The organism is Roseibium sp. (genome assembly GCF_965229775.1).
GTDB lineage: Bacteria > Pseudomonadota > Alphaproteobacteria > Rhizobiales > Stappiaceae > Roseibium.
Genome location: NZ_OZ245929.1, coordinates 5549161 through 5573229, shown reverse-complemented (window position 1 = coordinate 5573229; position 24069 = coordinate 5549161). Strand labels below are relative to the sequence as shown.

The following is a 24069-nucleotide window of genomic DNA, read 5'->3' as shown; positions in this document are numbered from 1 at the left end:
CTGCGTAAAGACCACGGTCAATCAGAAGACTGGATAAACTTCTAGTACGCAACATCTTGCCTTACACCCTGAAAGAGCTGTGGTTCCTCTAGGGTAGCAAAGCTGTCGTATCGGCATTTCCAAACCCTTAAGGCGCTCTGCGTGAGAGCAGAAGCGGTCATTCAGGGTGAAGAAAAGTCTAAGCGTTGCAAGTCCGCGCTTGCGCAGCCTCAGGCTGCAGCAGCTTTGCGGATGGCAGCGATGTTCTGCGTGTAACTGTCGATCGTACCGCCCTTGAAAACGGCGGAGCCGGCAACCAGCACGTTCGCACCCGCATCGGTAACAAGGGGGGCCGTCTCAGGGGTCACGCCGCCGTCGATTTCCAGATCGATCGGGCGGTCACCGATCATGGCCTTGATGCGGCGGGTCTTTTCCACCTGGGAATGAATGAACTTTTGTCCGCCGAATCCCGGGTTGACGGTCATGACCAGGATCAGGTCGAGACGGTCCAGCACATATTCCAGCACGCTTTCCGGTGTCGACGGATTGAGGGAGACGCCCGCCTTCTTGCCAAGATCGCGGATCGCCTGAAGCGTGCGGTCCAGATGCGTGGTCGCCTCTGCGTGGATGGTGATGATGTCGGACCCGGCCTTTGCGAAGGCCTCAAGGTATGGGTCGACGGGTTCGATCATCAAATGCGTATCGAAGACCTTGTCCGAATGCGGACGCAGTTTCGATATGACATCGGGGCCGAAGGTGATGTTCGGCACGAAATGCCCGTCCATGACGTCCAGATGGATCCAGTCCGCGCCGGCCGTCACAACATCACGGACTTCCTGGCCGAGCCTGGAAAAGTCGGAGGCAAGGATCGAAGGTGCAATTTTGATGTCACGTGGCATGGCAAGGCTCCCGCTGTGTCCGAAGGTCCGTCCCCTAGGCGCCGGGCCGACAGATCTGAGTGGGCGGCTATCACGGCAGGTTGTCCGTTTCAAATTCTTTTTCGCCCTGAGACGGTCGCCGGCGCGATAGCAGGCAGACGGAAGTGCCCCCGTGACACGTCACGTCCCTTCAACCTTTTCCGGTGCATCTTCTGAACGATCGCCAGATTGGCACCGCGTTCAGAACCGGCCTGTTATCGCCAGATATCTGCGGTCCGGCCCTTCGAAGCCGAGGCTTTCCATCTGAACGAAGATCGCGAAAACCGCCGGTCCCTTTTCCGGGTAGAAGGTGAATACCCGCTCGATCCGATAGGAAAACGGGCAGCGTCGGCTCTTGGGCACACTGGTGTCGTTGTTCAGGGTCCGGGTCACGCCATTTGCGACCAGTGTCAGCTGAAAACCCTTCGTTTCAACACCGTAACCGGCGCACTCCGCGTTCTGGAGGGGGTATTCGTTCAAGGTCAGGTCGATCGAGGTTTCGCCCGACAAAAGCGGCAGCCGCGGCGCAACCCGCATGTGGTAGGGGTTCGAGTCGAGTTCCGTCGCCGGGTTGAAGGCAACTGTCTTTCCCATCCCGAATATGGATGTCTTGTCGAGAAGCGCGTGCGCGGCCTTCTGGTTCAAGGTGCGGGTTTCGGCCAGCGCGTCTTCCGGATCATAGCCGTTTTCCTCGTCGATCTCATCCACGCGGCGGAAGGGGGAGGGTTTCACCCAGCTGTCGGTCCGAACATCGAGAACGAAGATTTCCGAATAGGGAAAGCCGGAGCCATCCTGCCAGCCGTATTGTTCGAAGGCGAAAAAATCGCCGTGGCTTGAAAAGCCGTAGATCTCCAGTTCGGCCGTGTCGCCGGCACTGGCGGATGACGTTGCCGGCCCGATGAGTGCGAGCATCGGCAGCAGACAGAGGGCCGCCCGATAAAGAGGTGCCGGGAGGCGGAATCCGTTTGGCATGGGTGTGTCCTTCGAAATGCGCATGTCTCGGACCACCTTAATCATGTCCGACTGCCGATTCAGGTCCGCTGCGTCACAGAATCCACGTTTAGCCGGCAGAAAACCCGGACGAAGGGTTTGAGGAACATCGGCAATAGATAGATCGGGAATTGGCCGACCGCAAACCAGAGCCAGGTGAATTCCGGCAGGGTTCCGCCGAAAGCGGCGACCATCAGCCCCATGTTGCGGGTTCCGCAGGTGTGCGCGATGGCATAGGCATCTTCCCGCGTGGCAGGGGCGAACAGGACAAGCGACAGGCAGATCTGCGTGAGCGCCAGGCCGAAGGTGAAGGCGGTGATGGCGAGCGTGAAGAGCGGACGCGACAGGAAACTTGCGGCGACGCCGTCCATGGCCGCGATCGCGAAGATCAGCAGCACGATCACGTTCAGCCCGCTGATGTGATCACCGCTGCGGGCAAGTCGTTCCTTGCCGAGAACCCGCCGCAGGATCATGGCGATCACAAATGCCCCGGCAAGCAGGATCGACAGCTTCATGGCCAGGCCGCCGACGCTGAGGGGCAGGGCATCGCCAAGCATGAGGCCGCCGACAAAGGGAACCGTCAGCGGCGTGACGATCATGGCGGCGACCGAAAGGGCAAGGCTGAGCGTCCCGTCGAGACCGAGCAGGTAGATGAAGGCGGGCGCCGCCAGGACCGGCGGGGCTGCCGTGGAAATGAACAGTGCAAGCGCGACGTCCGGGCCCAACTGCGAAAGCCCGGTGTGGGTCAGCAGCAGATAGGTGAGGAGCGGAGCCCCCAGCATCATCCAGAGGAGGGCGGCGATCAGGAGAGCAGGCCGCTTCAGACGCGTCCTGATGGCGGTCTGGTCAACCCGCAGGAAGGCAAGCGTCAGCAGGCCGAAGACGGCGAACTCGAGATAGGGCCGCAGATACGCCGACAAGGCAGGCAGGGCCAGTCCGATGAAGATGCTCACCGCAAGTGCGGTCGTTCCATGACGGCCGGTAAAGGCCAATCCTGCCCCGAGCATTCGAATCATCTAAAGTCGTCTCCTGAAACCGCGAGGTGAGGCGGTCACCTTGCGCTACTTAACCGAACGGGGGCGCCGACACCAGTCGGAACGGCGTTCCTGTCATGCTTCAGGTAGGTGTATGACAAACAGGGCAGGTCAGCCACATGTCTGTGATGTCGTGGTGCTCGGCGCGGGTATTGTCGGCGTCTGCACCGCCATCCACCTGAGGCGCCAGGGACTGGACGTCGCTCTGGTCGACCGGGCGCATCCGGGCGAAGAAGCGTCGTTCGGCAATGCGGGCATTGTCCAGTGCAACGGCTTTACGCCGCACGCCATTCCGACCAATCCCGTGCAGCTGATGAAAATCGCCTTCGGCATGTCCAGCGCCGTCTCGCTCAATCTGAAAAAGACCGTCGAGCTGTTGCCGTGGCTGCGTCAGTATCATGCGTCCTGCAGCCCGCGTGGCATCGAAGCCTATTCCAGGGCGATCGCGCCCCTGAGAGCGCTTGCCGCGGAGGATCATCTCGATCTCGCCCGTTCAACCATCGCCGACCGTTTCTACAGAAAGGGCGGCTGGCTCTATCTTTATCGCAGCGATGCCTCGTACCGTCACGGGGAGGTCGAACGCCGGTACGCCAGAGTGTTCGGTGTCGCCTACGATGAACTGCAGTCAGAAGAAACGCGCGTGCTGGAGCCCGGCCTGAAATCCGCGCATGTCAGGGCGGTTCACTGGCGAGACAGTTGCTCGGTGTCCAATCCGGGGGCGGTCGTCGATACGTTCTGGCGTGCCTACATCCAGGAAGGCGGCGCCTATTTTCGCGGCAACGCCATGAAACTTGAGCGCCAACATGGCGACTGGGTTCTGGAGAGTGAGCGGGGAACCATTCTTGCCGGCAACGCGGTGATTGCCCTCGGGGCGTGGTCCAATGATCTCCTGACGAAATTCGGTGAACCGTTTCCGCTGGTGGCCAAACGCGGATACCACATGCATTTCCAGCCGCAGACCGGTGCGTCGCTGTCGAGGCCCGTGGTGGACGTGGACAATGGCTTCGCGCTCACACCGACGGACAAGGGCATCCGTCTGACGACGGGTGTCGAACTTGCGGACCGGGATGCGCCGCCGAATCCGAACATCATCAAGCTGGCGAAACGGCGCGCCTCCGAGCTTCTGCCGCTCGGCCGCGCTCTCCAGGAGGAGCCGTGGCTGGGATCAAGGCCGTGTCTGCCGGATTCCCTGCCCGTGTGCGGTCCGTCGAGAAGGACACCCGGGCTCTGGCTGAATTTTGGTCATGGCCATGACGGCTTCACGCTGGGGCCTGTCACCGGCCGGTTGTTGGCCGAGCAGATTGCGGGACGGCAGACAGGCTTCGATCTCAGCGCCTTTTCGGCGGCGAGATTTGCCGACTAAAGCCGGATGAGGATGCGCCGTCAACCCTGTCGATCCGGTCGGAAGTGCCCGACTTTCATGGACTATCTTTAATTAGTGTCTGCGTGGGAGATCCCCATCTTGAGGCTGCAGGCCGGCACGGTGCCGGCACCAGTGAGGAGATCGCTCATGATCCATTTTAAAACACCAGGCGTGACGAAAACCGGGTTGCTCGCCGCTGCAATGGCCATTGGAGCCTGTTCGGCTGCCTTCGCCCAGTTCGAGGTGGGAGATACTCTCGGCCACTCCGTTTCCGAGATTGCCGGTTCGCTGGAAGCAGGCGGCTACGAAATCCGGGAAATCGACGTTGAGCGGAACCGGATCGAGATCGAGGCGGTCCTTGAAGGATCCAAGTACGAGATCAAGGTGGACCCGCAATCCGGTCAGGTGATCAAGGTCGAACTGGACTGAAGCCGTCATGACGGCATCCGTTGCCTTGTTGGCCGGACTCCGGTCGATGAGCCTTAAAAAGCGTCAGTTTTCCCTGAGCGGCAGCGCGACCGTGTCCTTGACCGTGTTCACCACAATGCGCGACTGAACGTCCGAAACCAGCGTGTTGTCGAGCAGTTTCAGGCGCAGGAAATTGTCATAGGTCTTGATGTCGTCCGTGACCACCTTGATGAGGTAGTCGACCGCACCGGTGATGCGCTCGCAGGTCACGACTTCGGGCCAGTGATGCACGAGTTTGTCGAACGTGTCCATGTTGTCGCGGCTGGGCACGGCAAGCTTGACGAACGAATACGCCACGAACCCCAGCCCCACCGATTCCCGGTCCACGATCGCCGTGATCTGCCGGATGATTCCCTGTTCCTTGAGGCGCTTGATCCGCCGCCAGCAGGGCGTCTGGCTCATGCCTGCCTCCTTGGCAACCTCGGCTATCGAAAGGGATGCGTCCCGTTGCAGGACTCGCAGGACGCGGATGTCGGAAGGGTCGAGAAGATTTTTATCGGTCATTGCAGATTAGAGGAAATTTTGTGCGCTCTGAGGGATTGGAAGCGTAACGATAGCACAGAAATCGCCCGCGAAAAGGATGATATTTATCTATAGATGGCGCGCGGACAGGCGCTGCCGCCCGGATTGACGTTTCAGGAGGACGCTGGATGAACGTTCATATGCCCACCGTGTCGCTGGAGGACAAGTATGTCGCAACGGATGGACAGGTCTACCTGACCGGCATTCAGGCGCTCGTGCGGCTTGCACTCGAACGCGCCGAACTGGATCGTCAGGCCGGTCTGAAATCGGGTGGTTTCATCTCGGGATACCGCGGTTCTCCCCTTGCCGGATATGACACGGAACTGATGCGCGCGCGCCGTCATCTCGACAGGTGCAACGTGGTGTTCAAACCCGGGGTCAACGAGGAACTTGGCGCAACGGCCGTCTGGGGCAGCCAGAAACTGCGCGGTGAGGGCGGTGTCGGCCGCCCGACCGACTATGTCGGCGTATTCGGCATCTGGTACGGAAAGGCGCCGGGCGTCGACCGCGCCGGGGACGCATTGCGCCAGGCAAACGCTTCCGGCACCGACCGCAACGGCGGCGTTCTTGCGCTTGCCGGCGACGACCATCTTGCCAAGTCCTCCATTCTTCCCGCGCAGAGCGAGTTTTTCTTCGAGCACGCGGAGATCCCGGTGCTCAACCCGTCCGACATTCAGGATGTCCTGGATTATGGTCTCCACGGGATTGAAATGTCCCGTTTCACCAGCCTCTGGACAGCGCTGATCTGCGTTGCGGACACGATGGACGCATCCGCCACCATCAATGTCTCTCCCGACAGGCTGAGGCTTGTGCGTCCGCTGGAAGGCGATCCGCGCAAGGACTACCGCCAGAACCGGGACCTGCTTCTCGGCAACCGGCTGGAGACCGAGCGCCTGGTGCGCGACCTGAGGATCCCCGCGGCGCAGAATTATGTGCGCACCAATGGCCTCGACCGGGTGACATTCGGCACGAGGGGACAGGCAAAACTGGGTATCGTCGCATCCGGCAAGGCCTACAGGGACCTGCTGCAGGCGCTCAATCTGATGGGCGTCAGCGAAGAGTTTGCGAAATCGATCGGGCTTGCGGTCTACAAGGTCGCGATGACCTGGCCGCTGGAGCCGCTGGGGCTGCGCGACTTTGCGCGCGGCACAGAGCGTCTCCTCGTTGTCGAGCACAAGCGCGCCTTCATGGAAACCCAGATCAAGGCGATCTCGTATCACTGGCCGGAAATGAGCCGTCCCGAAATCTGGGGCAAGCGCCGCCCGGACGGCGCGCCGTTTCTCTCCGACGTTCTGGAGCTGTCCGTCGCCGAACTGATCAAGGGGCTGATGGCCTGGCTGCCGCAGGAGGTCGTTTCGGAAGAAATGGGAGCGGTCGCCAACCGCATGACCAAACAGGTCATGTGGGCGCAGGGCCACGCGGAGCGCGCCGCGCGCATCCCGTATTTCTGCTCGGGCTGCCCGCACTCCACGTCGACAAAGACACCCGAAGGCTCCCGCTCGATGCCGGGGATCGGCTGTCATGCCATGACCGAAATGGCCGGACGAACCACCGAAGGCCAGATCGCCATGGGTGGCGAAGGCGTTCTGTGGGTCGGGCAGCAGCCATTTTCCGGTGACAGCCACGTTTTTGCGAATGTCGGCGACGGAACCTATTTCCACTCCGGCATCCTGGCGATCCGGCAGGCGCTCGCTTCCAAAGTGCCGATCACCTACAAGATCCTCTACAATGATGCTGTCGCCATGACCGGCGGCCAGCAGGTCGACGGTCAGCTCACCGTTCCGCAGATCACGCGGCAGCTCGAGGCGGAAGGTGTCGAGCGGATCGCCGTCGTCTCCGAGAATCCGGAGGCCTACGGCTCGTGGACGCCTGTTGCCGCAGGTACCAAAATTCATCATCGCGACGAACTTATGGATGTGCAGAAGGACCTGCAGTCGTTCAAGGGTGTTTCCGTCATCGTCTATGACCAGACCTGTGCCGCGGAAAAGCGGCGGCGGCGCAAACGCGGCCTTTACCCGGACCCGGACAAGCGCCTTTTCATCAACGACCGCGTTTGCGAAGGCTGCGGCGACTGCTCGGTTCAGTCGAACTGCCTTTCCGTCGAACCGCTGCAGACGCCTTTCGGCGAAAAGCGCGTGATCAACCAGTCGAGCTGCAACAAGGACTTTTCCTGCATCAAGGGTTTCTGTCCATCTTTCGTGGAGATCGACGGTGCGGCGCTTCGCAAGCCGAAAAAGGCGGACGTGGACATCGAGGCAATGGTCGACGCGTTGCCCGAACCGGCCTTGCCGACGCTTGAGCGCACCCGGAACGCACTGGTCGCCGGCATCGGCGGCATGGGTGTCACAACGATCAGTGCCGTCCTTGCCATGGCGGCCCATGTGGACGGCAAGCAGGCATCGACGCTCGACATGACCGGGCTTGCCCAGAAGGGCGGGCCGGTGACCTCGCACGTGCGATTTGCCGCAAGCGACCGGTCGATCGAAGGTCCGCGCGTTCCGACCGCGAGCCTCGATCTTCTGATCGCGAGCGATCTGGTGGTCGCAACCAACGCCGACCAGCTCTCACTGGCTCAGCGCGGACACACGCTGACGGTCGCCAACACAAAGGTTGCGCCCACGGCGGAATTCGTGCTCAAGCAGACGCTGTCCTTCGACGAGCAACGCATGGACAAGGCGCTCCGGGAGGCCTCAGGCACCTACCTGGCAATGAATGCCGCGGAGATTGCCGAGAAGCTTCTTGGCGATGCTATCTTCGCCAACATGCTTTTGGTCGGCATGGCCTATCAGAGCGGTGCATTGCCGGTATCGGGATATGCGATCGAAACCGCGCTCGAGCTGAACGGGGCCGCGGTTGCCAACAACGTCAAGGCCTTCCGCGCCGGGCGGGTGCTGGCGGCGGATCCGGAAAAGCTGCTGGGCGCGCTGCCGTCGCAGGAGATCCCGAGGACGCTCAGCCTCGACGAAAAGATCGCGCTCCACGAGAACGAACTCACGCTTTACCAGGATGCGGCCTATGCGCAATCCTATCGGGATCTCGTTCAGGCCGTCAGGAACGCCGATGAGCAGAATGGCCCGGGCACCATGCGGCTGACACAGACGGTCGCCGACATGCTCTACAAGGTCATGGCCTACAAGGACGAATATGAGGTCGCGCGCCTTTATTCGGATGCGGATTTCCGGAAGAAGGTTCTCCAGCGCTTCGAAGACCCGAAGGCGATCAAGGTCCACCTGGCGCCGCCGCTTCTGGCGAACCGGATCGACCCGAAGACGGGACGCCCTGAGAAGATTGCGTTCGGCCCGTGGATCTTCAAAGCGTTCAGGCTCCTTGCCAGGTTCAAGGGCCTGCGGGGCAGGTGGTACGATCCGTTCGGCAGAACGGCGGAAAGGCGCGCTGAGCGGGCGCTGATCGCGCAGTACCGGTCCGACATTGCTGAAATCCTGAACCGGCTGCCGTTCGTGAACTACGGACTGCTGGTGGAGCTTGCGCGTGTCCCGGAACTTGTCAAAGGGTTCGGTCCGGTCAAGGAAGCCAACCTGAACAAGGCGATGGACAAGCGGCGCGTCCTCATGGAGCAGCTGAACAAGACCGGCGACGGTGACGATCACCGCGACACGGCAGGCGAATTTCTGGAGGCTGCGGAGTAGGCGCGGATTTCACTCCGTGTCCCGGCGGGGGCGTCCCGCACCCGCCGCAGCGGCCCCGAAGACCGGGGTGCGCAGGGAGGCGAAGAGTCCGTCCTGGTTGCGGCGCAGGCCCGTCAGTACCAGGGACCGGTATCGACGCGTTTCGGTTCGCGGCGCAATTGTTCTCGGGTGCTCGTTTCACCGTCAGGGAGCACATCCTTCAGGAGTTCCGTCGGAATTTTCTTGAGGGACCGCCGCTGCCGCCGGGTTTCCAGCCAGTTTCTCAAAAGCCGCAGGACCAGAGGCAGGTTCCCGCTTGTCACGGCGTGTCCGGCCCTGTGCGCTGCCGGGAAGGGTTTCACTTTGGGCATCGGGCCCTCCTAGATTAAGAAAGAAATTTCTTTCTTAATCTAGGAGGGCGTCTTGATCCAATCAATAAAAAAAGATAAATATTTTTAAATTCATTTTTATACCGAAACCAGCAGGTTGTTCCGGGCCTGACAATGGCGGGTTGCCCGACTGCTTCGCCGGTGAGCGGCAGCCATTGCCAAAAGTGCGGAGGTGCCGGGCTCTCACGGATTTTAAGTGTGCAGGCACTTTCACAGAACGGTCTCGTGTTCGCAGATGCAGCATCTTTTTTTCGATCGAATTTACAATTTTTTTCCTCTTTCAAATGGGGTGAAATTTGATCGAAAAGATTCAGATGATTTATGTTTTTCAATAATTTATGGGGGGTTTGGGCAATGAAAATCGAATTTTCGGTAAATTTGTCAAAAAGACAGTTACATTCTGTTCAAACCTGTTGGTTTCTTCTTTAATTCTCCAAATCATCTTCGATATCAGAGCCCTGACAGGCGTTTGTGCAAGAATTGGTATCGAAGCATGAGTGAAGCGTTGAAAACAGAACTGGTGAACTTTTCGGAGCTTACTGGCGAAGCAGGAAACGCCCGCAAGGCGGAACTGGCCAAACATGTCGCCGCGCTGTTTGCGTTGACATCGGAACGCTGCTCCGACGAACAGGTCGGAATATATGACAGCGTGCTGCTGCGTCTGGTGGATATGGTGGAAGGTGAAGTTCGCCGCTATGTGGCCGAGCAGATGTCGGGCCTGAAGCGCGGGCCGCGCGACACGATCCGCCGCCTGGCGGACGACGAGATCTCGATCGCCGAACCGATCCTTGTCCGCTCGACCGTTCTCGACGACGAAGACCTGATCAAGATTGCGGAGAAGCGCGGCAACTCGCATTGTCTCGCGATTGCACAACGCGAGGTGCTTTCGGTCGGCGTCACCGACATACTGGTTCAGCAGGGCGATCTGAAGGTAAAGCGCAAGGTGGCCGGCAACGATGGCGCCAGCCTGTCGGATGCGTCCATGAAGTCTCTCATCAATGATGCCGCATCGGACGCAACACTGCAGAATTTCCTCAGTGAGCGCGGCGATCTTGCCGAGGCGCATATCGCCGACCTGATTGCAATAGCCAGCGAAGAGGTCCGCAAAAAGCTTCACGACGCCGGGCGCGGTGCCGAAGCCGAACGAGTGGGTGAGGCCGCCGACATTGCCGCACAGCACATGTCGAACCAGTATTGGCTTGGAAAATACGACTTCAAGACAGCCAGGTCGCGGGTGCTGCTGCTTGCGAAGCGCGGGATGGTGAACGAAGCGGCGTTGCGCCGTTTCTGCTCCGAGGACCGGTTCGCGGAAGCGGTGGCGACGCTTGCGTTCATGATGCGTGTCGAAGTCGAGGAACTCAGCCATTGCATGGTGAGCCCCAATCCGGAACCGTTCATCGTCCTGGCGAAGAGCTTCGGGTTCTCGTCCATTTCCGTCAGCGGGCTGTTGTCCATCGGTCCGTGGCGGCACCGGCTCACGCCGGAAGTGCGCGTAGCCGCGATGTCGCTGTTCAGCCGCATGACGGTTTCCGAAGCCAAACGGAAAATGGCGCATTGGGACAAGAAGGTCGTCGCCTGAGACCAGCTCCCGACCGCAATACGAAAAGCCCGGCGGAACGGCCGGGTTTTTTGCGCTAAATCCCCTGCGCGTTTTAACGATTCTTTAAAATCAGCCGGAACCGTGCTTAACAGGGGCGGGGGACTAAACGCGACTCGCATGGGGCTCAAATGCAAAAGAACAAAATCCCACTTCATCAGAGTGTTTTTCGGCTGATCATGATGCGCGCGGCGGTTTGCCTTGCAGCTGCTCTGATGGTCCTTTCCACGGGCTTGCATCAAGGCGCGACGTCAGCGCAGGCTCAGGGGATAACCGGTGTCGTCACGGGTATCGCATCGGGCAGCGACGACACCAAAGGCGGGACGGATACGGCAGATACCGCCGAAGCCGGAGCACAGAAGACCTCCGAAGAGCCGCCTGTCGAGGCACAGGAGGCCGGTCTGGTGGAGAACGTCGACGAGTTCGTCGATCACGCGGTTTCCGCGCGGGACGTGTTCCGGACAATCCTGGGAGAGATACCCGACATTCACGAGACGATGCTCTCCACCTTGCGCGCCGAAGGCGAAGGCCTGGGGTTGAGCTGGATACCGACGGCCCTGATCGATATCGCCGCAGGCGTCATTTTCGGCGTGCTTGCCATGACGCTTCTGGCCCGCTGGGGCCGGCGCCAGTTCATGGGCATGTACCGGGAGGATGTCTACAGCCGGTCGGACAAGATCATTTATCTCTACCTGCGTGCCTTGCTGATGCTCGTCGGTGTGGCGTTGTTCTTCGGCGTGGCGGTCGTTGTCTACCTCATGGTCGGATCGGGGCTTGAGGCGGCCAACCAGACGGCGCTGGTGGTGTTCAGCGTCATCTCGGCCTTCGCGGTTCTGCGCATCATCTTCCTCAACGTGCTTGTGCCGGACGCTGACAGCCACCGGCTTTTGCACCTGACGAGCGCGGAGGCCGGCAGTCTCTACAGGTCCCTGGTCGTCGGCGGTGCTGTCTCCCTGTTTGCGGTCGGCTTCTGCCTCTGGATGGAGCGCCTCGGGCTTTCGCCGGACGCCCACAAAATCGCGCTGATCGCAGCGTCGGCGCTTTCCATGATTATCCTGATCGGCATTTCCGTCGCCTATCGGAAGGTGATTGCCCGGCTGATCCGGGGAGAGGCGGAAAACGACGCCCCGATGTGGCGGAAAGTGCTAGCGAATGTCTGGCATTTCGTCGCCGTGATCTATTTCCTCATCGCGTGGGGCATTTCCGCAGTCCGCATCCTGCTCGACCTTCCTGACGCGACCGGGCTGGTCGGCGCACCGCTGCAGGTGATGCTCCTGGCGGCAATCGTCTACGGTCTCCTGGTTCTGGTCATCGACAAGCTGCTGCTGCCGCGCCTCGACACCGCCGACGCGCAGGCGAAAATTGCCGAGGACATTCAGCGGACGGACGAAAGCGAAGGGCATCAGGAAGACGCGGAAAGCGTGTTGGCGCAGGCACGCGCCGAAGCCGCGGAGCGCGAGGCGCAGAGGTCGCCCTTCCGCGATCTCTTCGACAAGGGCGCGGTGATCATCGTTCTCTTCGGGTCTGTGGATCTGCTCGCATCCTGGTGGGGCCTTCCGCTTGCAGGAAGCAGTTCGCTGATCGGGTCGTTTGTGGAAGTGCTGCTGGTCACCTTCCTCGGTTACATGGCCTACGAGTCGGTCAAGATCGTCATCGACCGCCAGATCGCGAAGGAGGCGCCGGCGGAAGAAGACGAAGAGGTCGAAGTCGGCGGAGCGGGCGAAAGCCGGATCGCAACGCTGCTGCCGATCTTCCGGAACTTCCTGCTCATTACCATAGTTGTCATTGGCGCAATGGTGGTGCTGTCGGAACTCGGGGTGAACATTGCCCCCTTGTTCGCCGGTGCCGGTGTCGTCGGTCTCGCGATCGGCTTCGGTGCCCAGACCCTGATCAGGGATATTTTCTCCGGTGCATTCTACCTGCTCGACGATGCCTTCCGGAAAGGGGAATACATCGATATCGGCAGTGCGAAGGGCGTGGTCGAGAAGATCTCCATCCGCTCGATGCAGCTGCGGCACCACCGCGGCGCCCTGACAACGATACCGTTCGGCGAGATCCAGCAGGTCGAGAACTTCTCGAGAGACTGGGCGGTGATGAAACTTGCCTTCCGGGTCACCTACGACACCGATGTCGAAAAGATGCGCAAGCTGATCAAGAATTTCGGCAAGGAGCTGCTGCAGGACGAATATTACGGACCGATGTTCCTGGCGCCGCTGAAGTCCCAGGGCATCATGTCGATGGAAGACAGCGCGATGATCGCGCGCGTGAAGTTCACGACAAAACCGGGCAAGCAGTTCGAGTTGCGCAAGATCGTTTATGCCGGCCTGCGTGACATTTTTGAACAGAACGGCATCAAATTCGCTCATCGCCAGGTCACGGTCCGTGTTGCCGGAGACGGCGGTGCGAATGGAGAAAAGGACGAACTTGCGCCGGCCGATGCACAGGCTGCCGTGAAGGCGGCGATCCAGGCGGCCGCTGCCGGAGGGGCGGCGGGTATTTTCGACCCGGACGAGGGCGGCAGCGACGGCAGCGCGGATCAGCTCTAGGGTACGGACCCATAAATGAAGCCGATTTGGCGGCAGAAATGGCAAAAATCTCGCGAGGAAGTGTGCGCAGAGCGGGCTTTATGCCCGGTCAAGCGCGGTGACGTTGCGAGGTGAAGCCATTTTGCCGTCCTTCGGATTTGGCCGTTTTGGCCATCTGCCACGTCGCGAAAGGCTTGAAAATAAACCACATTTCCTGCACTTTCGCTCCTCGCAGTTGGTCAAAACGATCCAAACCAAATTGACTTCATTTATGAGTCCGTACCCTAGGGTGCTGCTCCGGCCGATCTCAAGGGGCTTGCGCATTATGTTCGGCAAATTCATGGACCTTGCCTGTTAAATCCGATATCGGTCCCGCAACTTGAGAAGCGGGACCGGAATGCGGATTGGATTTCATGCGGGCGCCATAAACGAGCGCGGGATGAGCGTGGCGCTCTATGACTATGCCCGAGGCTGTCAGGATATTCTGGGCCATGAAGCCGTGGTGTATTTCAGCGAACCGCACAGCGATGCGGCGGTCGTCGAAAAGTACCGGGAAACGCTGCAGCTGATCCCGCTTCCGCGCGGCCGGGACCAGCGCCGGTTCAGCGAACCGCACAAACTCGACTTCTGCTATTTCATCCGTGACGGGCGCAAACAGCTGTTGGGCTTGAGTGCGGAGCGGACCGGCGTGCATGCGGTCTTCAGGCATTTTGAGCCGCACGGGGATGTCTATGCGTATGTTTCCGACTGGCTTTCCGAATGGATGACGGGCGGGCAGGCACCGGCCGTGCCGCACCTTGTCAGCCTGCCGGAGGCTGATGGAAATCTGCGTCCTGATCTTGGCATACCAAGGGACGCGTTCGTGGTCGGACGCTACGGCGGGTTCGACCAGTTCAACATTCCCTTTGCACAGGCTGCCGTTGCCGAGGCGCTCGAACGGCGTTCGAACCTGCACTTTCTTTTCGTCAACACGGAAAAGTTCCTGGACCATCCCAGGGCGTTTTTCCTGCCGCCCGTCATCAGCCCGTCCGGGAAAGCACGCTTCATCAACAGTTGTGACGCCGGGCTCAACGCCAAGAAGATCGGTGAAAGCTTCGGGCTCGCCATCGTCGAGTTTATGCATTTCGGAAAGCCCGTGTTCAGCTGGGCCGGGGGCATGGACCAGAACCATGTTCACCTGACACCGGAGCGGACCTGGAACTACCGCACGAAGCGGGACCTGCTGCGGCTTCTCACCGAGTATGTTCCCGATCCGGCTGACAGAGACCTCGCCAGAAGCTCGGTTGAGTGCTACAGGCCGGAACCCGTGATGAAGCGCTTTGAAAACGCATTTCTGTCGGGATCGTATTCGGCGCAGGACCTGCACCTGCCGGAAACCTTCAAGGCAAAGCGGCTGGTGCAGGAAAAGCTCTTGAGGGCGAAATTCAGGCTCTGGAAAAGCCTCTAGGTAAAGACCGGATGACTTGGTGATGATGCTCTACGACTGTTTTGTCTTTCACAATGAATTCGACCTCCTGGAGATCCGGCTGCGGGAAATGGGCAATCTGGTCGACCGGTTCGTCCTGGTTGAAGCGGATCAGACCCAGCGCGGATCTCCCAAGCCCTACTACTTTGATGAAAACAGGGACCGGTTTTCCGCATGGAAAGACAAGATCGTTGATCTTCAGGTCCGCTTTCCGGATAAATTGCCGCCTGCACTCGGGGTCTACAAGAACCGGCGGAAGAAGGACTGGGAGCGCGAAAACTATCAGCGCAACTGCATCGCCGAGGCGCTGGAAGGCAGCGGCCCGGAGGATCTGGTCCTGCTGTCGGATGTCGACGAGATCATTCGCGCATCTGTGCTTGAGAGGGTCCTGTCGCAGCGTCTATACCGGGGCCGGTTGCTGGTGTTCGAACAGGGCCTTCACAAGCACCATCTGAACCGGATCATGCCGGGCAAGACCTGGTTGCTCGGTTCGCGCATGATCGAAAGAAAATACCTGACAACGCCACAGCAGCTTCGCCGGACCAAGGCGCGCATGACCAAGAAGTCCTACGTTCCGGATTTCCTTGCGCAGCCTCTCCTGAGAGTCTGACTCGAAATTCATTCTTGAGCCTTTGCCAAGCGCCTGATGATGAGTTCGATGCTAGCGATGTACAGCCAAGCGGTCTGTGTTTCTTGTTTGACTTCAAAGTCCTTTGCAAGACGCCGCCGTCGCCCAAACCAGGCAAATGTTCTCTCAATGACCCATCGTCTTGGCAGAAGCGCGAATCCTTTCACCCCGGTTGGCCGTTCGACGATCTCAATCGTCCACGGTCCACAATCCTCGATCTTTTTCAATAGCTTCGGCCCTCGGTAGACCCGATCGGCGAAGATATGAGCAAGGTTGGGATAGGTCTGCCGCAGGCTGCGTAGCAATGGCACCGCTCCGTGGACGTCCTGGACGTTGGCGGGATGAACCAGAACGTCCAAAAGAAGCCCGTCCGTATCAGTGACAATGTGGCGCTTGCGACCTTTGATGCGTTTGAATGGATCAAGTCCCCGAGGACCGCCGACTTGGATTGTTGCGACGCTCTGACTGTCAATGACACCGGCGGTCGGAGTAGCATTGCGCGCTTGTGATTGGCGATGCCGCTCAACCAGCCGCCGGTTCAGCGCTGGCCATAACGCATTGTCACGCCACGCATAAAAGTATCTCTGCACTGTGGAACGTGGTGGGAAGTCGGCAGGCAGAAACCGCCAGGGACAGCCTGTGCGCAGCAGATAGAGAATGGCATTGACGACTTCCCGCAGCGACGTGGTGCGCGGACGACCTCGATCTCGTCGGGCTGGCAGATGGGGACAGATGAACCTCCATTCTTCGTCCGTGAGATCACTTGCGTAACGCAAGCTGCGACGGTCATAGTTGGCGCGGGTGGTCTCGGTCCACATGGCGAAGCTCCGTTCTGTTAGCGCAAAAACGGAATCACATGCGACCGGGATCACTCAACTAATTTCGGGCCAGTCTCTGAGGATACGGAACAACAATCTCAGCGGCATCAGCCGGCCGGTGAAGATCATACCGGATGCGGGGTGGCACTTCTCGTCGATGGGTGGCCTTGAGGCCTTCAGGACCAAGCTGGAGTCCGTCGTTCACGGTCAGACGGTCGACACGAGCGACATCCAGAAGCTCTATGACCGCGAACTTGTCGGCACGGAGCTCATCCAGCCAGAAGATCTTCCCCTGTGTGTGCAGGATGGTAAGTTCGACCACATGCTGGCGTTGGATCAAACGGAATAACGTTCGAAGCCTTTCGCCGTCTGCGAACGAACTGCGTATACGTGCAGGATCGCAATTCCTGGCGCGAGATGCCGAGATCCAGAAAGACGCTGTCCGGTTCCGTAGCGATCAGCCGCGCCTTCTCCTTTGCAAACTGCCTTCTGCACCGCCATTCCTGCCAGAGGTTTGTGGCTAGGTGCAAATAGTTTAAAATGTGAGAAAACGGAACAATTTGTGCCGCTTTTCGACATTTGTTGCCACGTGTGCGAGTATTTTCGAGTGTGATCACTGTTGTTGAGTGCTGAGCTGATTTCCGAAGATTACACTCGGGTTTCATCGTTTTCCCAATCTTGCTTGATCTCCGATAGAGCCGCATTATGGTGCTCCGAATGCGTCTTGTCGAAAGAGTTATTTTCTTCATTGTGTGAGAAATGGTCACAAGCTTACCTGTTGGCCACTGGCCGGTGGTCCACCTGCTTGGCATCGGAGAGAACGATGAAACTGCCTCCACTCAACGCGCTTCCGGCTTTCGAGGCGACGGTCCGGCTGGGCTCCATGAGCGCAGCCGCGGACGAACTGGGCCGGACGCATGGTGCGGTCAGCAAGCAGATCGCGCATCTGACGGAAATGGCGGGCGTGCCCCTTTTCACGAAACAGGGAGCAGGCGTGCGCCCCACTGAAGAAGGCGCGTTGCTTGCCGCCGCAGTCTCACCCGCTCTTGAGGGGCTTGAAGCGGCCTGGCTGGATCTTGTGTCCAAAGCTGACAGCCCGGTTCTGGACGTCGGAATCAGCGCCACATTCGCAATGCGCTGGCTGATGCCGCGCATGTCCAGATTTTACCAGCGTCATCCCGAGGCCCAGGTCAATTTCAAGATGACGGGCAGGTTTCGTATTCCCGACTCAGAAGTCGACCTGATCCTCACCTGGGACAGGTTGCGCTGGGACTTCGCGGGTCGCACCGACATTGTTGCCCTCGGTGATGTCGCTTTCGGCATCGTCCACGCTCCGGGGCTTGACGTCAAACTGGACGGCTGGTGCATCACCGCGCCGTGCAGATGTGTCCAGGAACTGCCCGGTGACGTCTGGGGGGAGTACGCAGCGCGGACCGGTGTGACGGTAAACTCCGTTTCCACACTGGCTTACCCGCACACATTTCTTGTCATCGAGGCTGCCCTTGCGGGATTCGGCGTTGCACTTGTCGAAAAGCGGCTTGTGGAAGAGGAACTCGTGGACGGCCGCCTCATCGCTCCGTTTGGCTTTTACGAGATACCCGGAGGATTTGGAGCGATTTTTCCCGAGCGGAGCCGGACGCGCAAATTGCCGCGCGCGTTCCTGGATTGGCTCAAGGATGAGGAATATCCGCCCAGTTAGTCGAAAACCGACAAAATCGTGTCGCATTTGGTTCTCTGACTTGCATCCGAGTTCAGAATGATATAAAGATATCTTTATATTGACATTGATGCCTGCAAGGTGCGAAGCAACCGAATGACAGACGATGCAACCCTTTCCGTGGAAGACACTCTCGCAGCCGTTCGTGCTGTGGGGGAGGCGACCCGGCTGCGCCTGATCGCGTTGCTCGCTGAGAGCGAGTTGACCGTGAAAGACGCGACGGCGATCCTCGGGCAGAGCCAGCCGCGCATTTCCAGGCACCTGAAACTTCTTGCCGAAGCCGACCTCATACAAAGGTTCCCGGAGGGAGCGTGGGTCTATTACCGCCTCGCGGACGGCCCGGAGGGGCAACTTGCCCGGGGCCTGGTCGAACGTATTTCGAAGGAAGATCCGGTGCTGGCCGCCGATCAGGAGCGCTTCAAGGCAATCCGCAAGGCGAAGGCCGAAGAAGCTGCGTCCTACTTCGCCGCACGCGCGCTCACCTGGGACCGCGAACGGTCGCTCCACGTGTCCGAGGATGATGTCGAGGCTGCGATGCGCGCGGCACTTGGCGACACACCGTTCCAGTCCTTTCTCGATCTTGGAACCGGCACGGGCCGCCTGCTGGAGGTTTTTTCGGACCAGTACAGCTCGGCGCTGGGGATCGATGCCTCCCATGACATGCTTGCCGTGGCACGCGCCAATCTCGCACGGGCGAATCTGACAAATGCGCAAGTGCGCCATGGCGATGTCTATGCGCTGAACGTTCCGCCCCGATCCTTTGACGTTGTCGCAATCCACCAGGTCCTTCACTTCCTGGACGAGCCTGCACGTGCGCTCACTGAAGCGACCCGGGCGCTACGTCCCGGAGGGCGTCTGCTGATCGTGGACTTTGCACCCCATGCGCTTGAATTCCTGCGCGAAAACCACGCGCACCGCCGGCTGGGCTTCGCCCACGACCAGATGGAGCGCTGGCTGGAAGAACTGGAACTTGATCTGGAGCAGGTCACCGACCTCGTTCCGGGAGACGATACCGAAAACAACCTTACCGTTACGCTTTGGCTTGCCCGTGATCGCCGCGTCGTCACCGATTGGCCCGCGCGCGACACGTCCCGAGAGGTCGCCTGACATGACTGATTTTTCCGCCCGACGTTCCCACCAGGCTGCCCCGACGCCGATCACGGCGTCCTTCGAGTTCTTTCCGCCCAAGTCCGACAAGATGGCCGAAACGCTCTGGAGTACGGTCAAGCGTCTGGAAACACTCAACCCGTCCTTTGTCTCGGTGACCTATGGCGCCGGTGGTTCCACGCGCGAGCGGACACACAAGACGGTTGAACGGATCCTGAGCGAAACCGACCTGCTGCCGGCGGCGCACCTGACCTGTGTCGGGGCCTCCCGGACGGAAGTCGACGAGATTGTCCAGGACTACTGGAACCTCGGCGTTCGTCACCTGGTTGCGCTGCGCGGCGATCCGCTGGAGGGAATCGGAACGCGCTATACGCCGCACAACAACGGCTACCCCTATGCGTCGGACCTGGTTGCGGGCATCAAGAAGATCGCCGATTTCGACATTTCGGTCTCCGGCTATCCGGAAAAGCACCCGGAAAGCGGCAGCTGGCAGAGCGAGATCGACAATCTGAAACGCAAGGTGGATGCCGGAGCGGACCGGATCATCACGCAGTATTTCTTCGACAACGACCTGTTCGACGACTACCTCGACCGGATCGCGGCCGCCGGGATCAACATTCCGGTCGTGCCGGGCATTCTGCCGATCCACAATTTCGAACAGACCATGGTCTTCTCCGCCAAGTGCGGCACCAGCATTCCGCAATGGCTCGCGCGCCGCTTCGCCGGACTGCACAATGACCCGGAAACGCGCAAACTGGTCGGCGTGTCCATTGCCTGCGAACAGGTCATGAACCTTGTCGACCGTGGCATCAACGACTTCCATTTCTACACCATGAACCGGGCCGACCTGACTTACGCGATCTGCCACATGCTCGGCATGGGACAGGACGCGCCGGAAAACATGGCAGCCTGATCGGTGACAGCCCTTCGATCCCGACCCGGTTTCCGGGAGGGGACGAGGGGCGGGAACCGCCGTGCAACATCGGCCGCATCCGGGCGCCGGTCCCGAGAAGCACCGGCTGACAGCTGCAAACAACGTGAATTTTGAAGCGCTTTTGAAGAAAAGCCGCTGACTGGTCCAATCCGGACCCTTTGGAAGGAAGAACCCGTGATCAAGTCCGACGCCTTCGAGCGCCTTCGTGACCTCGCCAAGACCCGTATTCTCGTGCTTGACGGCGCAATGGGGACCGAAATCCAGGACCTGAAACTCGACGAGGCAGGCTATCGCGGAGAGCGGTTCGCTGATTGGCCGCGCGACGTGAAGGGCAACAACGATCTTCTGAGCCTGACCCAGCCCGACGCGATCCGGAAGATTCATGTCGACTATCTGAACGCCGGGGCCGACATCATCGAGACCAACACGTTTTCCTCGACGACGATCGCGCAGGCCGACTACGGCATGGAAGAGCTCGCCTACGAGCTCAACCTTGAAAGTGCGCGGCTCGCACGGGAAGCGTGCGATCAGGTCATGAAGTCCGATCCGGCGCGCCAGTGCTTCGTTGCCGGTGCGCTTGGCCCGACCAACCGGACGGCGTCGATTTCCCCGGACGTCAACAATCCCGGCTATCGCGCGGTGTCGTTCGACGACCTCAGGATCTCCTACGCAGACGCGGTGCGCGGTCTCATCAAAGGCGGCGCGGATATCCTTCTGGTGGAGACGATTTTCGATACGCTCAACGCGAAGGCGGCCCTGTTTGCCATCGATGAAGTGTTCGAGGAAACCGGCATGATCCTGCCGGTGATGATTTCCGGAACGATTACCGACCTTTCTGGCCGCACACTTTCCGGACAGACACCGGAGGCCTTCTGGAATTCGGTTCGTCACGCCGCACCGCTCACCGTCGGTCTCAACTGTGCGCTGGGCGCGAAGGAAATGCGGGCGCATGTGGACGAGCTCGGCCGTGTCGCCGATACGCTTGTGTGCGCCTATCCGAATGCGGGCCTTCCCAACGAATTCGGTGAATATGACGAGAGCCCGGAGCACATGGCGGGCCTGATCGAGGAGTTTGCCGCAGCCGGTCTTGTCAATGTGGTTGGCGGCTGCTGCGGCACCACGCCCGCCCATATCAAGGCCATCGCGGATGCGGTTGCAGACAAGAAGCCCCGTCTGATCCCGGAGATCGACCGGCACATGCGGCTGTCCGGCCTGGAACCGTTCGTGCTGACCAAGGAAACCAATTTCGTCAACATCGGCGAGCGGACCAATGTCACCGGCTCCGCCCGGTTCCGCCGGCTGATCAAGGAAGGCGACTACGCAACCGCGCTGGATGTTGCCCGGCAACAGGTCGAAAACGGTGCCCAGATCATCGATGTCAACATGGATGAGGGTCTGCTCGATTCCGAGGAGGCCATGGTGACCTTCCTCAACCTGGTTGCCGCCGAGCCGGACATCGCCCGCGTTCCCGTCATGATCGACAGCTCCAAGTGGAGCGTCATCGAGGCCGGCCTCAAGTGCATCCAGGGCAAGGGCGTGGTCAACTCCATTTCGCTGAAAGAGGGCGAGGACGCCTTCATCGAACAGGCGCGCCTGATCCGCCGCTATGGCGCAGCCGTCGTGGTGATGGCGTTCGACGAGACGGGGCAGGCGGACACGCAGGCGCGCAAGACGGAAATCTGCGCACGGTCCTACAAGGTGCTGACCGAACAGGTCGGCTTTCCGCCGGAAGACATTATCTTCGATCCCAATATTTTTGCGGTGGCAACCGGCATCGAAGAGCACAACAACTATGGCGTCGACTTCATCGAGGCGACGGGATGGATACGCGAGAACCTGCCGCATGCGCATGTATCGGGCGGCGTCTCGAACCTGTCCTTCTCGTTCCGCGGCAACGAGGCGGTGCGCGAGGCAATGCACTCCGTTTTCCTCTATCATGCCATTCAGCGCGGCATGGACATGGCCATCGTCAATGCCGGTCAGCTCGCGGTCTACAACGACCTTGACGCAGATCTGCGCGAGCATTGCGAAGACGTGGTGCTGAACCGGCGCGACGATGCGACCGACCGAATGCTGGATGCCGCCGAACGCTGGAAAGGTGAGGGCGGCAAGAGGAAGGAAGCCGACCTGACTTGGCGTGGCTGGGGCGTTGCCAAGCGTCTCGAGCACGCACTTGTCCACGGGATCGACGATTTCGTCGTCGAGGACACGGAAGAGGCCCGTCAGGCGTTCGACCGCCCGCTCCACGTGATCGAAGGGCCGCTGATGGACGGTATGAACGTGGTGGGAGACCTGTTCGGGTCCGGCCAGATGTTCCTGCCGCAGGTGGTCAAGTCGGCGCGTGTCATGAAGAAGGCTGTCGCCTATCTGATGCCCTTCATGGAAAAGGAAAAGCAGGAACTCGGGCTGACGGGTCAGTCGTCGGCCGGCAAGATCCTGATGGCGACTGTCAAGGGCGACGTCCACGACATCGGCAAGAACATCGTCGGTGTCGTGCTCCAGTGCAACAACTTCGAGGTGATCGATCTCGGCGTGATGGTTCCGGCCGCGAAGATCCTGGAAACCGCGAAAGCGGAAAAGGTCGACATGATCGGCCTGAGCGGTCTGATCACGCCGTCTCTCGACGAGATGTGCCATGTTGCGGCGGAACTCGAGCGGGAGAACCTGGATTTGCCGCTGCTGATCGGCGGGGCGACGACTTCCAAGATCCACACGGCGGTGAAGATCCATCCGAACTATGAGCGCGGTCAGGCCATCTACGTGACCGATGCAGGCCGCGCCGTCGGTGTTGCCACCAAGCTGATGAGCGAGGGTGGACGCGAACCCTATTATGCCGATGTGCGCGCCGAATATGTCGACATCGCGGAAAAGCACGCCGCAAGCCGTGGAAACCAGCAGCGGACCTCAATCGTGAAAGCGCGTGAAAACGCGTTCCAATGCGATTTTTCCGCCAAACCGCCCGTGGCCCCGAAAAAGCCGGGTCAAACGGTTTTTGACGATTTTCCGCTCGAGGACCTGGTGCCGGTGATCGACTGGACGCCGTTCTTCGCGACATGGGAAATCAAGGGACGGTTCCCGGGTGTTCTGACGGACAACAGATATGGTCCGGCCGCGAAGGCACTCTATGACGATGCCCGGCGCATGCTGGACGAGATTGTCGAGAAGAAGCTGCTGACCGCGCGCGGCGTCGCCGCTCTCTGGCCGGCCAACGCGGTGGGGGACGACATTCGTCTTTTCGCCGACGAGAGCCGCACCGGGGAACTTGCCACGTTCCATACGCTGCGCCAGCAGATGGCACGCAGTGCCGGTGGGCGCGCGAACGTTGCGCTCAGCGATTTCGTCGCGCCTCTGGACAGTGGTGTTCAGGACTGGGTCGGCGGGTTTGCAGTCACCTCGGGCCATGGTGAAGATGAACTCGCCGCCCGTTACGCGCGGGAGAGCGACGACTACAACAAGATCCTGTCCCAGGCGCTTGCAGACCGGCTCGCCGAAGCGTTTGCCGAAAAGCTGCACGAGATCGTTCGCAAGGATCTGTGGGGGTACGCCGCCGATGAAACCCTCAGCACTGACGACATCATTGCGGAGAAGTACCACGGCATTCGTCCTGCTCCCGGTTATCCGGCGCAGCCGGACCATACGGAAAAGGATACCTTGTTCCGTCTTCTCGATGCCGAGCGCCTCACCGGCATCCAGCTGACCGAAAGCAGGGCGATGCTGCCGGGCTCGTCCGTATCCGGTCTTTATTTCGCGCATGCCGACAGTCACTATTTCGGTGTCGGCAAGATCGAGAGAGACCAGGTCGAGGACTACGCGGCCCGCAAGGGTTGGGACGTTGCGCTTGCGGAACGCTGGCTCGCGCCGATTCTCAACTACGAACCGGCGCGCATGGTCGCCGCAGAGTAGAAGACTGCCGAAAACAGCTGGGAACTTTTCAACCTCCTGTGGTTCATCCACAGGAGGTAAACTTTTTTGTTGAACGAATTGAGCGGT

Annotated in this window: 18 protein-coding genes; 12 read left to right on the top strand and 6 right to left on the bottom strand. The window is 60.1% G+C overall.

What is annotated here, in order from left to right; all coding sequences use genetic code 11:
- Positions 1-209 precede the first annotated feature (209 nt).
- The 3 genes from rpe to ACO07N_RS25425 form a co-directional block, all read right to left on the bottom strand.
- Positions 210-878: a ribulose-phosphate 3-epimerase gene (gene rpe, locus ACO07N_RS25435; protein ID WP_421983677.1), complete on the bottom strand. Its 669-nt coding sequence runs from the start codon at positions 876-878 to the stop codon at positions 210-212.
- A 219-nt stretch (positions 879-1097) separates the two neighbouring features.
- Positions 1098-1868 (bottom strand): DUF2259 domain-containing protein, encoded by a 771-nt coding sequence (locus tag ACO07N_RS25430; RefSeq protein ID WP_421983676.1) that lies wholly within the window; start codon positions 1866-1868, stop codon positions 1098-1100.
- A 59-nt stretch (positions 1869-1927) separates the two neighbouring features.
- On the bottom strand, positions 1928-2902 hold the full coding sequence (locus tag ACO07N_RS25425; RefSeq protein ID WP_421983675.1) for a sodium:proton symporter: 975 nt from the start codon (positions 2900-2902) through the stop codon (positions 1928-1930).
- Positions 2903-3014: 112 nt separating this feature from the next.
- Here ACO07N_RS25425 and ACO07N_RS25420 point away from each other — a divergent pair, with 112 nt between their 5' ends.
- The gene (locus ACO07N_RS25420; protein ID WP_421983674.1) at positions 3015-4283 is read left to right on the top strand and encodes an FAD-dependent oxidoreductase; all 1269 of its coding nucleotides are present in this window, start codon (positions 3015-3017) and stop codon (positions 4281-4283) included.
- A 147-nt stretch (positions 4284-4430) separates the two neighbouring features.
- On the top strand, positions 4431-4712 hold the full coding sequence (locus ACO07N_RS25415; RefSeq protein WP_421983673.1) for a PepSY domain-containing protein: 282 nt from the start codon (positions 4431-4433) through the stop codon (positions 4710-4712).
- Between the two features lie 63 nt (positions 4713-4775).
- On the opposite strand, the gene ACO07N_RS25410 is transcribed toward ACO07N_RS25415, so the two are convergent.
- Complete coding sequence (locus ACO07N_RS25410; protein ID WP_306146014.1) at positions 4776-5255, bottom strand: Lrp/AsnC family transcriptional regulator; 480 nt, start codon at positions 5253-5255, stop codon at positions 4776-4778.
- 146 nt (positions 5256-5401) lie between these two features.
- On the opposite strand from ACO07N_RS25410, the gene ACO07N_RS25405 reads away from it, so the two are divergent.
- Entirely contained in the window at positions 5402-8920 is a 3519-nt protein-coding gene (locus ACO07N_RS25405) for an indolepyruvate ferredoxin oxidoreductase family protein (protein WP_421983672.1), read from the top strand.
- A 113-nt stretch (positions 8921-9033) separates the two neighbouring features.
- On the opposite strand, the gene ACO07N_RS25400 is transcribed toward ACO07N_RS25405, so the two are convergent.
- Positions 9034-9270, bottom strand: a complete 237-nt coding sequence (locus tag ACO07N_RS25400; protein WP_421983671.1) for a hypothetical protein — start codon at positions 9268-9270, stop codon at positions 9034-9036.
- 511 nt (positions 9271-9781) lie between these two features.
- Between ACO07N_RS25400 and ACO07N_RS25395 the strand changes: the two genes are divergently transcribed.
- The 4 genes from ACO07N_RS25395 (at position 9782) to ACO07N_RS25380 (ending at position 15485) form a co-directional block, all read left to right on the top strand.
- Positions 9782-10867 (top strand): DUF2336 domain-containing protein, encoded by a 1086-nt coding sequence (locus tag ACO07N_RS25395; protein ID WP_421983670.1) that lies wholly within the window; start codon positions 9782-9784, stop codon positions 10865-10867.
- A 233-nt stretch (positions 10868-11100) separates the two neighbouring features.
- Complete coding sequence (locus tag ACO07N_RS25390) at positions 11101-13431, top strand: mechanosensitive ion channel domain-containing protein (RefSeq protein WP_421983669.1); 2331 nt, start codon at positions 11101-11103, stop codon at positions 13429-13431.
- 376 nt (positions 13432-13807) lie between these two features.
- Positions 13808-14857, top strand: a complete 1050-nt coding sequence (locus ACO07N_RS25385) for a hypothetical protein (protein ID WP_421983668.1) — start codon at positions 13808-13810, stop codon at positions 14855-14857.
- A 22-nt stretch (positions 14858-14879) separates the two neighbouring features.
- Positions 14880-15485 (top strand): hypothetical protein, encoded by a 606-nt coding sequence (locus tag ACO07N_RS25380; RefSeq protein ID WP_421983667.1) that lies wholly within the window; start codon positions 14880-14882, stop codon positions 15483-15485.
- Positions 15486-15493: 8 nt separating this feature from the next.
- On the opposite strand, the gene ACO07N_RS25375 is transcribed toward ACO07N_RS25380, so the two are convergent.
- The gene (locus tag ACO07N_RS25375) at positions 15494-16321 is read right to left on the bottom strand and encodes an IS5 family transposase (RefSeq protein ID WP_421979445.1); all 828 of its coding nucleotides are present in this window, start codon (positions 16319-16321) and stop codon (positions 15494-15496) included.
- Between the two features lie 118 nt (positions 16322-16439).
- Here ACO07N_RS25375 and ACO07N_RS25370 point away from each other — a divergent pair, with 118 nt between their 5' ends.
- The 5 genes from ACO07N_RS25370 to metH all read left to right on the top strand — a co-directional run bounded on the left by ACO07N_RS25370 (position 16440) and on the right by metH (position 23982).
- Positions 16440-16670, top strand: coding sequence for a hypothetical protein (locus ACO07N_RS25370; protein WP_421983666.1), 231 nt, complete (start codon positions 16440-16442; stop codon positions 16668-16670).
- Positions 16671-17144: 474 nt separating this feature from the next.
- On the top strand, positions 17145-18020 hold the full coding sequence (locus tag ACO07N_RS25365; RefSeq protein ID WP_421983665.1) for a LysR substrate-binding domain-containing protein: 876 nt from the start codon (positions 17145-17147) through the stop codon (positions 18018-18020).
- Between the two features lie 114 nt (positions 18021-18134).
- Complete coding sequence (locus ACO07N_RS25360; RefSeq protein ID WP_421983664.1) at positions 18135-19145, top strand: ArsR/SmtB family transcription factor; 1011 nt, start codon at positions 18135-18137, stop codon at positions 19143-19145.
- A gap of 1 nt (position 19146) precedes the next feature.
- A complete protein-coding gene (metF, locus tag ACO07N_RS25355; RefSeq protein WP_421983663.1) occupies positions 19147-20058 on the top strand; it encodes a methylenetetrahydrofolate reductase [NAD(P)H] in 912 nt (303 codons plus the stop codon).
- Positions 20059-20253: 195 nt separating this feature from the next.
- Positions 20254-23982 (top strand): methionine synthase, encoded by a 3729-nt coding sequence (gene metH / locus ACO07N_RS25350; RefSeq protein ID WP_421983662.1) that lies wholly within the window; start codon positions 20254-20256, stop codon positions 23980-23982.
- Positions 23983-24069: the final 87 nt, after the last annotated feature.

Coding starts and splice junctions, on each gene's coding strand:
- rpe (WP_421983677.1), bottom strand. CDS start 878: ATGCCACGTGACATCAAAATTGCACCTTCGATCCTTGCCTCCGACTTT.
- ACO07N_RS25430 (WP_421983676.1), bottom strand. CDS start 1,868: ATGCCAAACGGATTCCGCCTCCCGGCACCTCTTTATCGGGCGGCCCTC.
- ACO07N_RS25425 (WP_421983675.1), bottom strand. CDS start 2,902: ATGATTCGAATGCTCGGGGCAGGATTGGCCTTTACCGGCCGTCATGGA.
- ACO07N_RS25420 (WP_421983674.1), top strand. CDS start 3,015: ATGACAAACAGGGCAGGTCAGCCACATGTCTGTGATGTCGTGGTGCTC.
- ACO07N_RS25415 (WP_421983673.1), top strand. CDS start 4,431: ATGATCCATTTTAAAACACCAGGCGTGACGAAAACCGGGTTGCTCGCC.
- ACO07N_RS25410 (WP_306146014.1), bottom strand. CDS start 5,255: ATGACCGATAAAAATCTTCTCGACCCTTCCGACATCCGCGTCCTGCGA.
- ACO07N_RS25405 (WP_421983672.1), top strand. CDS start 5,402: ATGAACGTTCATATGCCCACCGTGTCGCTGGAGGACAAGTATGTCGCA.
- ACO07N_RS25400 (WP_421983671.1), bottom strand. CDS start 9,270: ATGCCCAAAGTGAAACCCTTCCCGGCAGCGCACAGGGCCGGACACGCC.
- ACO07N_RS25395 (WP_421983670.1), top strand. CDS start 9,782: ATGAGTGAAGCGTTGAAAACAGAACTGGTGAACTTTTCGGAGCTTACT.
- ACO07N_RS25390 (WP_421983669.1), top strand. CDS start 11,101: ATGGTCCTTTCCACGGGCTTGCATCAAGGCGCGACGTCAGCGCAGGCT.
- ACO07N_RS25385 (WP_421983668.1), top strand. CDS start 13,808: ATGCGGATTGGATTTCATGCGGGCGCCATAAACGAGCGCGGGATGAGC.
- ACO07N_RS25380 (WP_421983667.1), top strand. CDS start 14,880: ATGATGCTCTACGACTGTTTTGTCTTTCACAATGAATTCGACCTCCTG.
- ACO07N_RS25375 (WP_421979445.1), bottom strand. CDS start 16,321: ATGTGGACCGAGACCACCCGCGCCAACTATGACCGTCGCAGCTTGCGT.
- ACO07N_RS25365 (WP_421983665.1), top strand. CDS start 17,145: ATGAAACTGCCTCCACTCAACGCGCTTCCGGCTTTCGAGGCGACGGTC.
- ACO07N_RS25360 (WP_421983664.1), top strand. CDS start 18,135: ATGACAGACGATGCAACCCTTTCCGTGGAAGACACTCTCGCAGCCGTT.
- metF (WP_421983663.1), top strand. CDS start 19,147: ATGACTGATTTTTCCGCCCGACGTTCCCACCAGGCTGCCCCGACGCCG.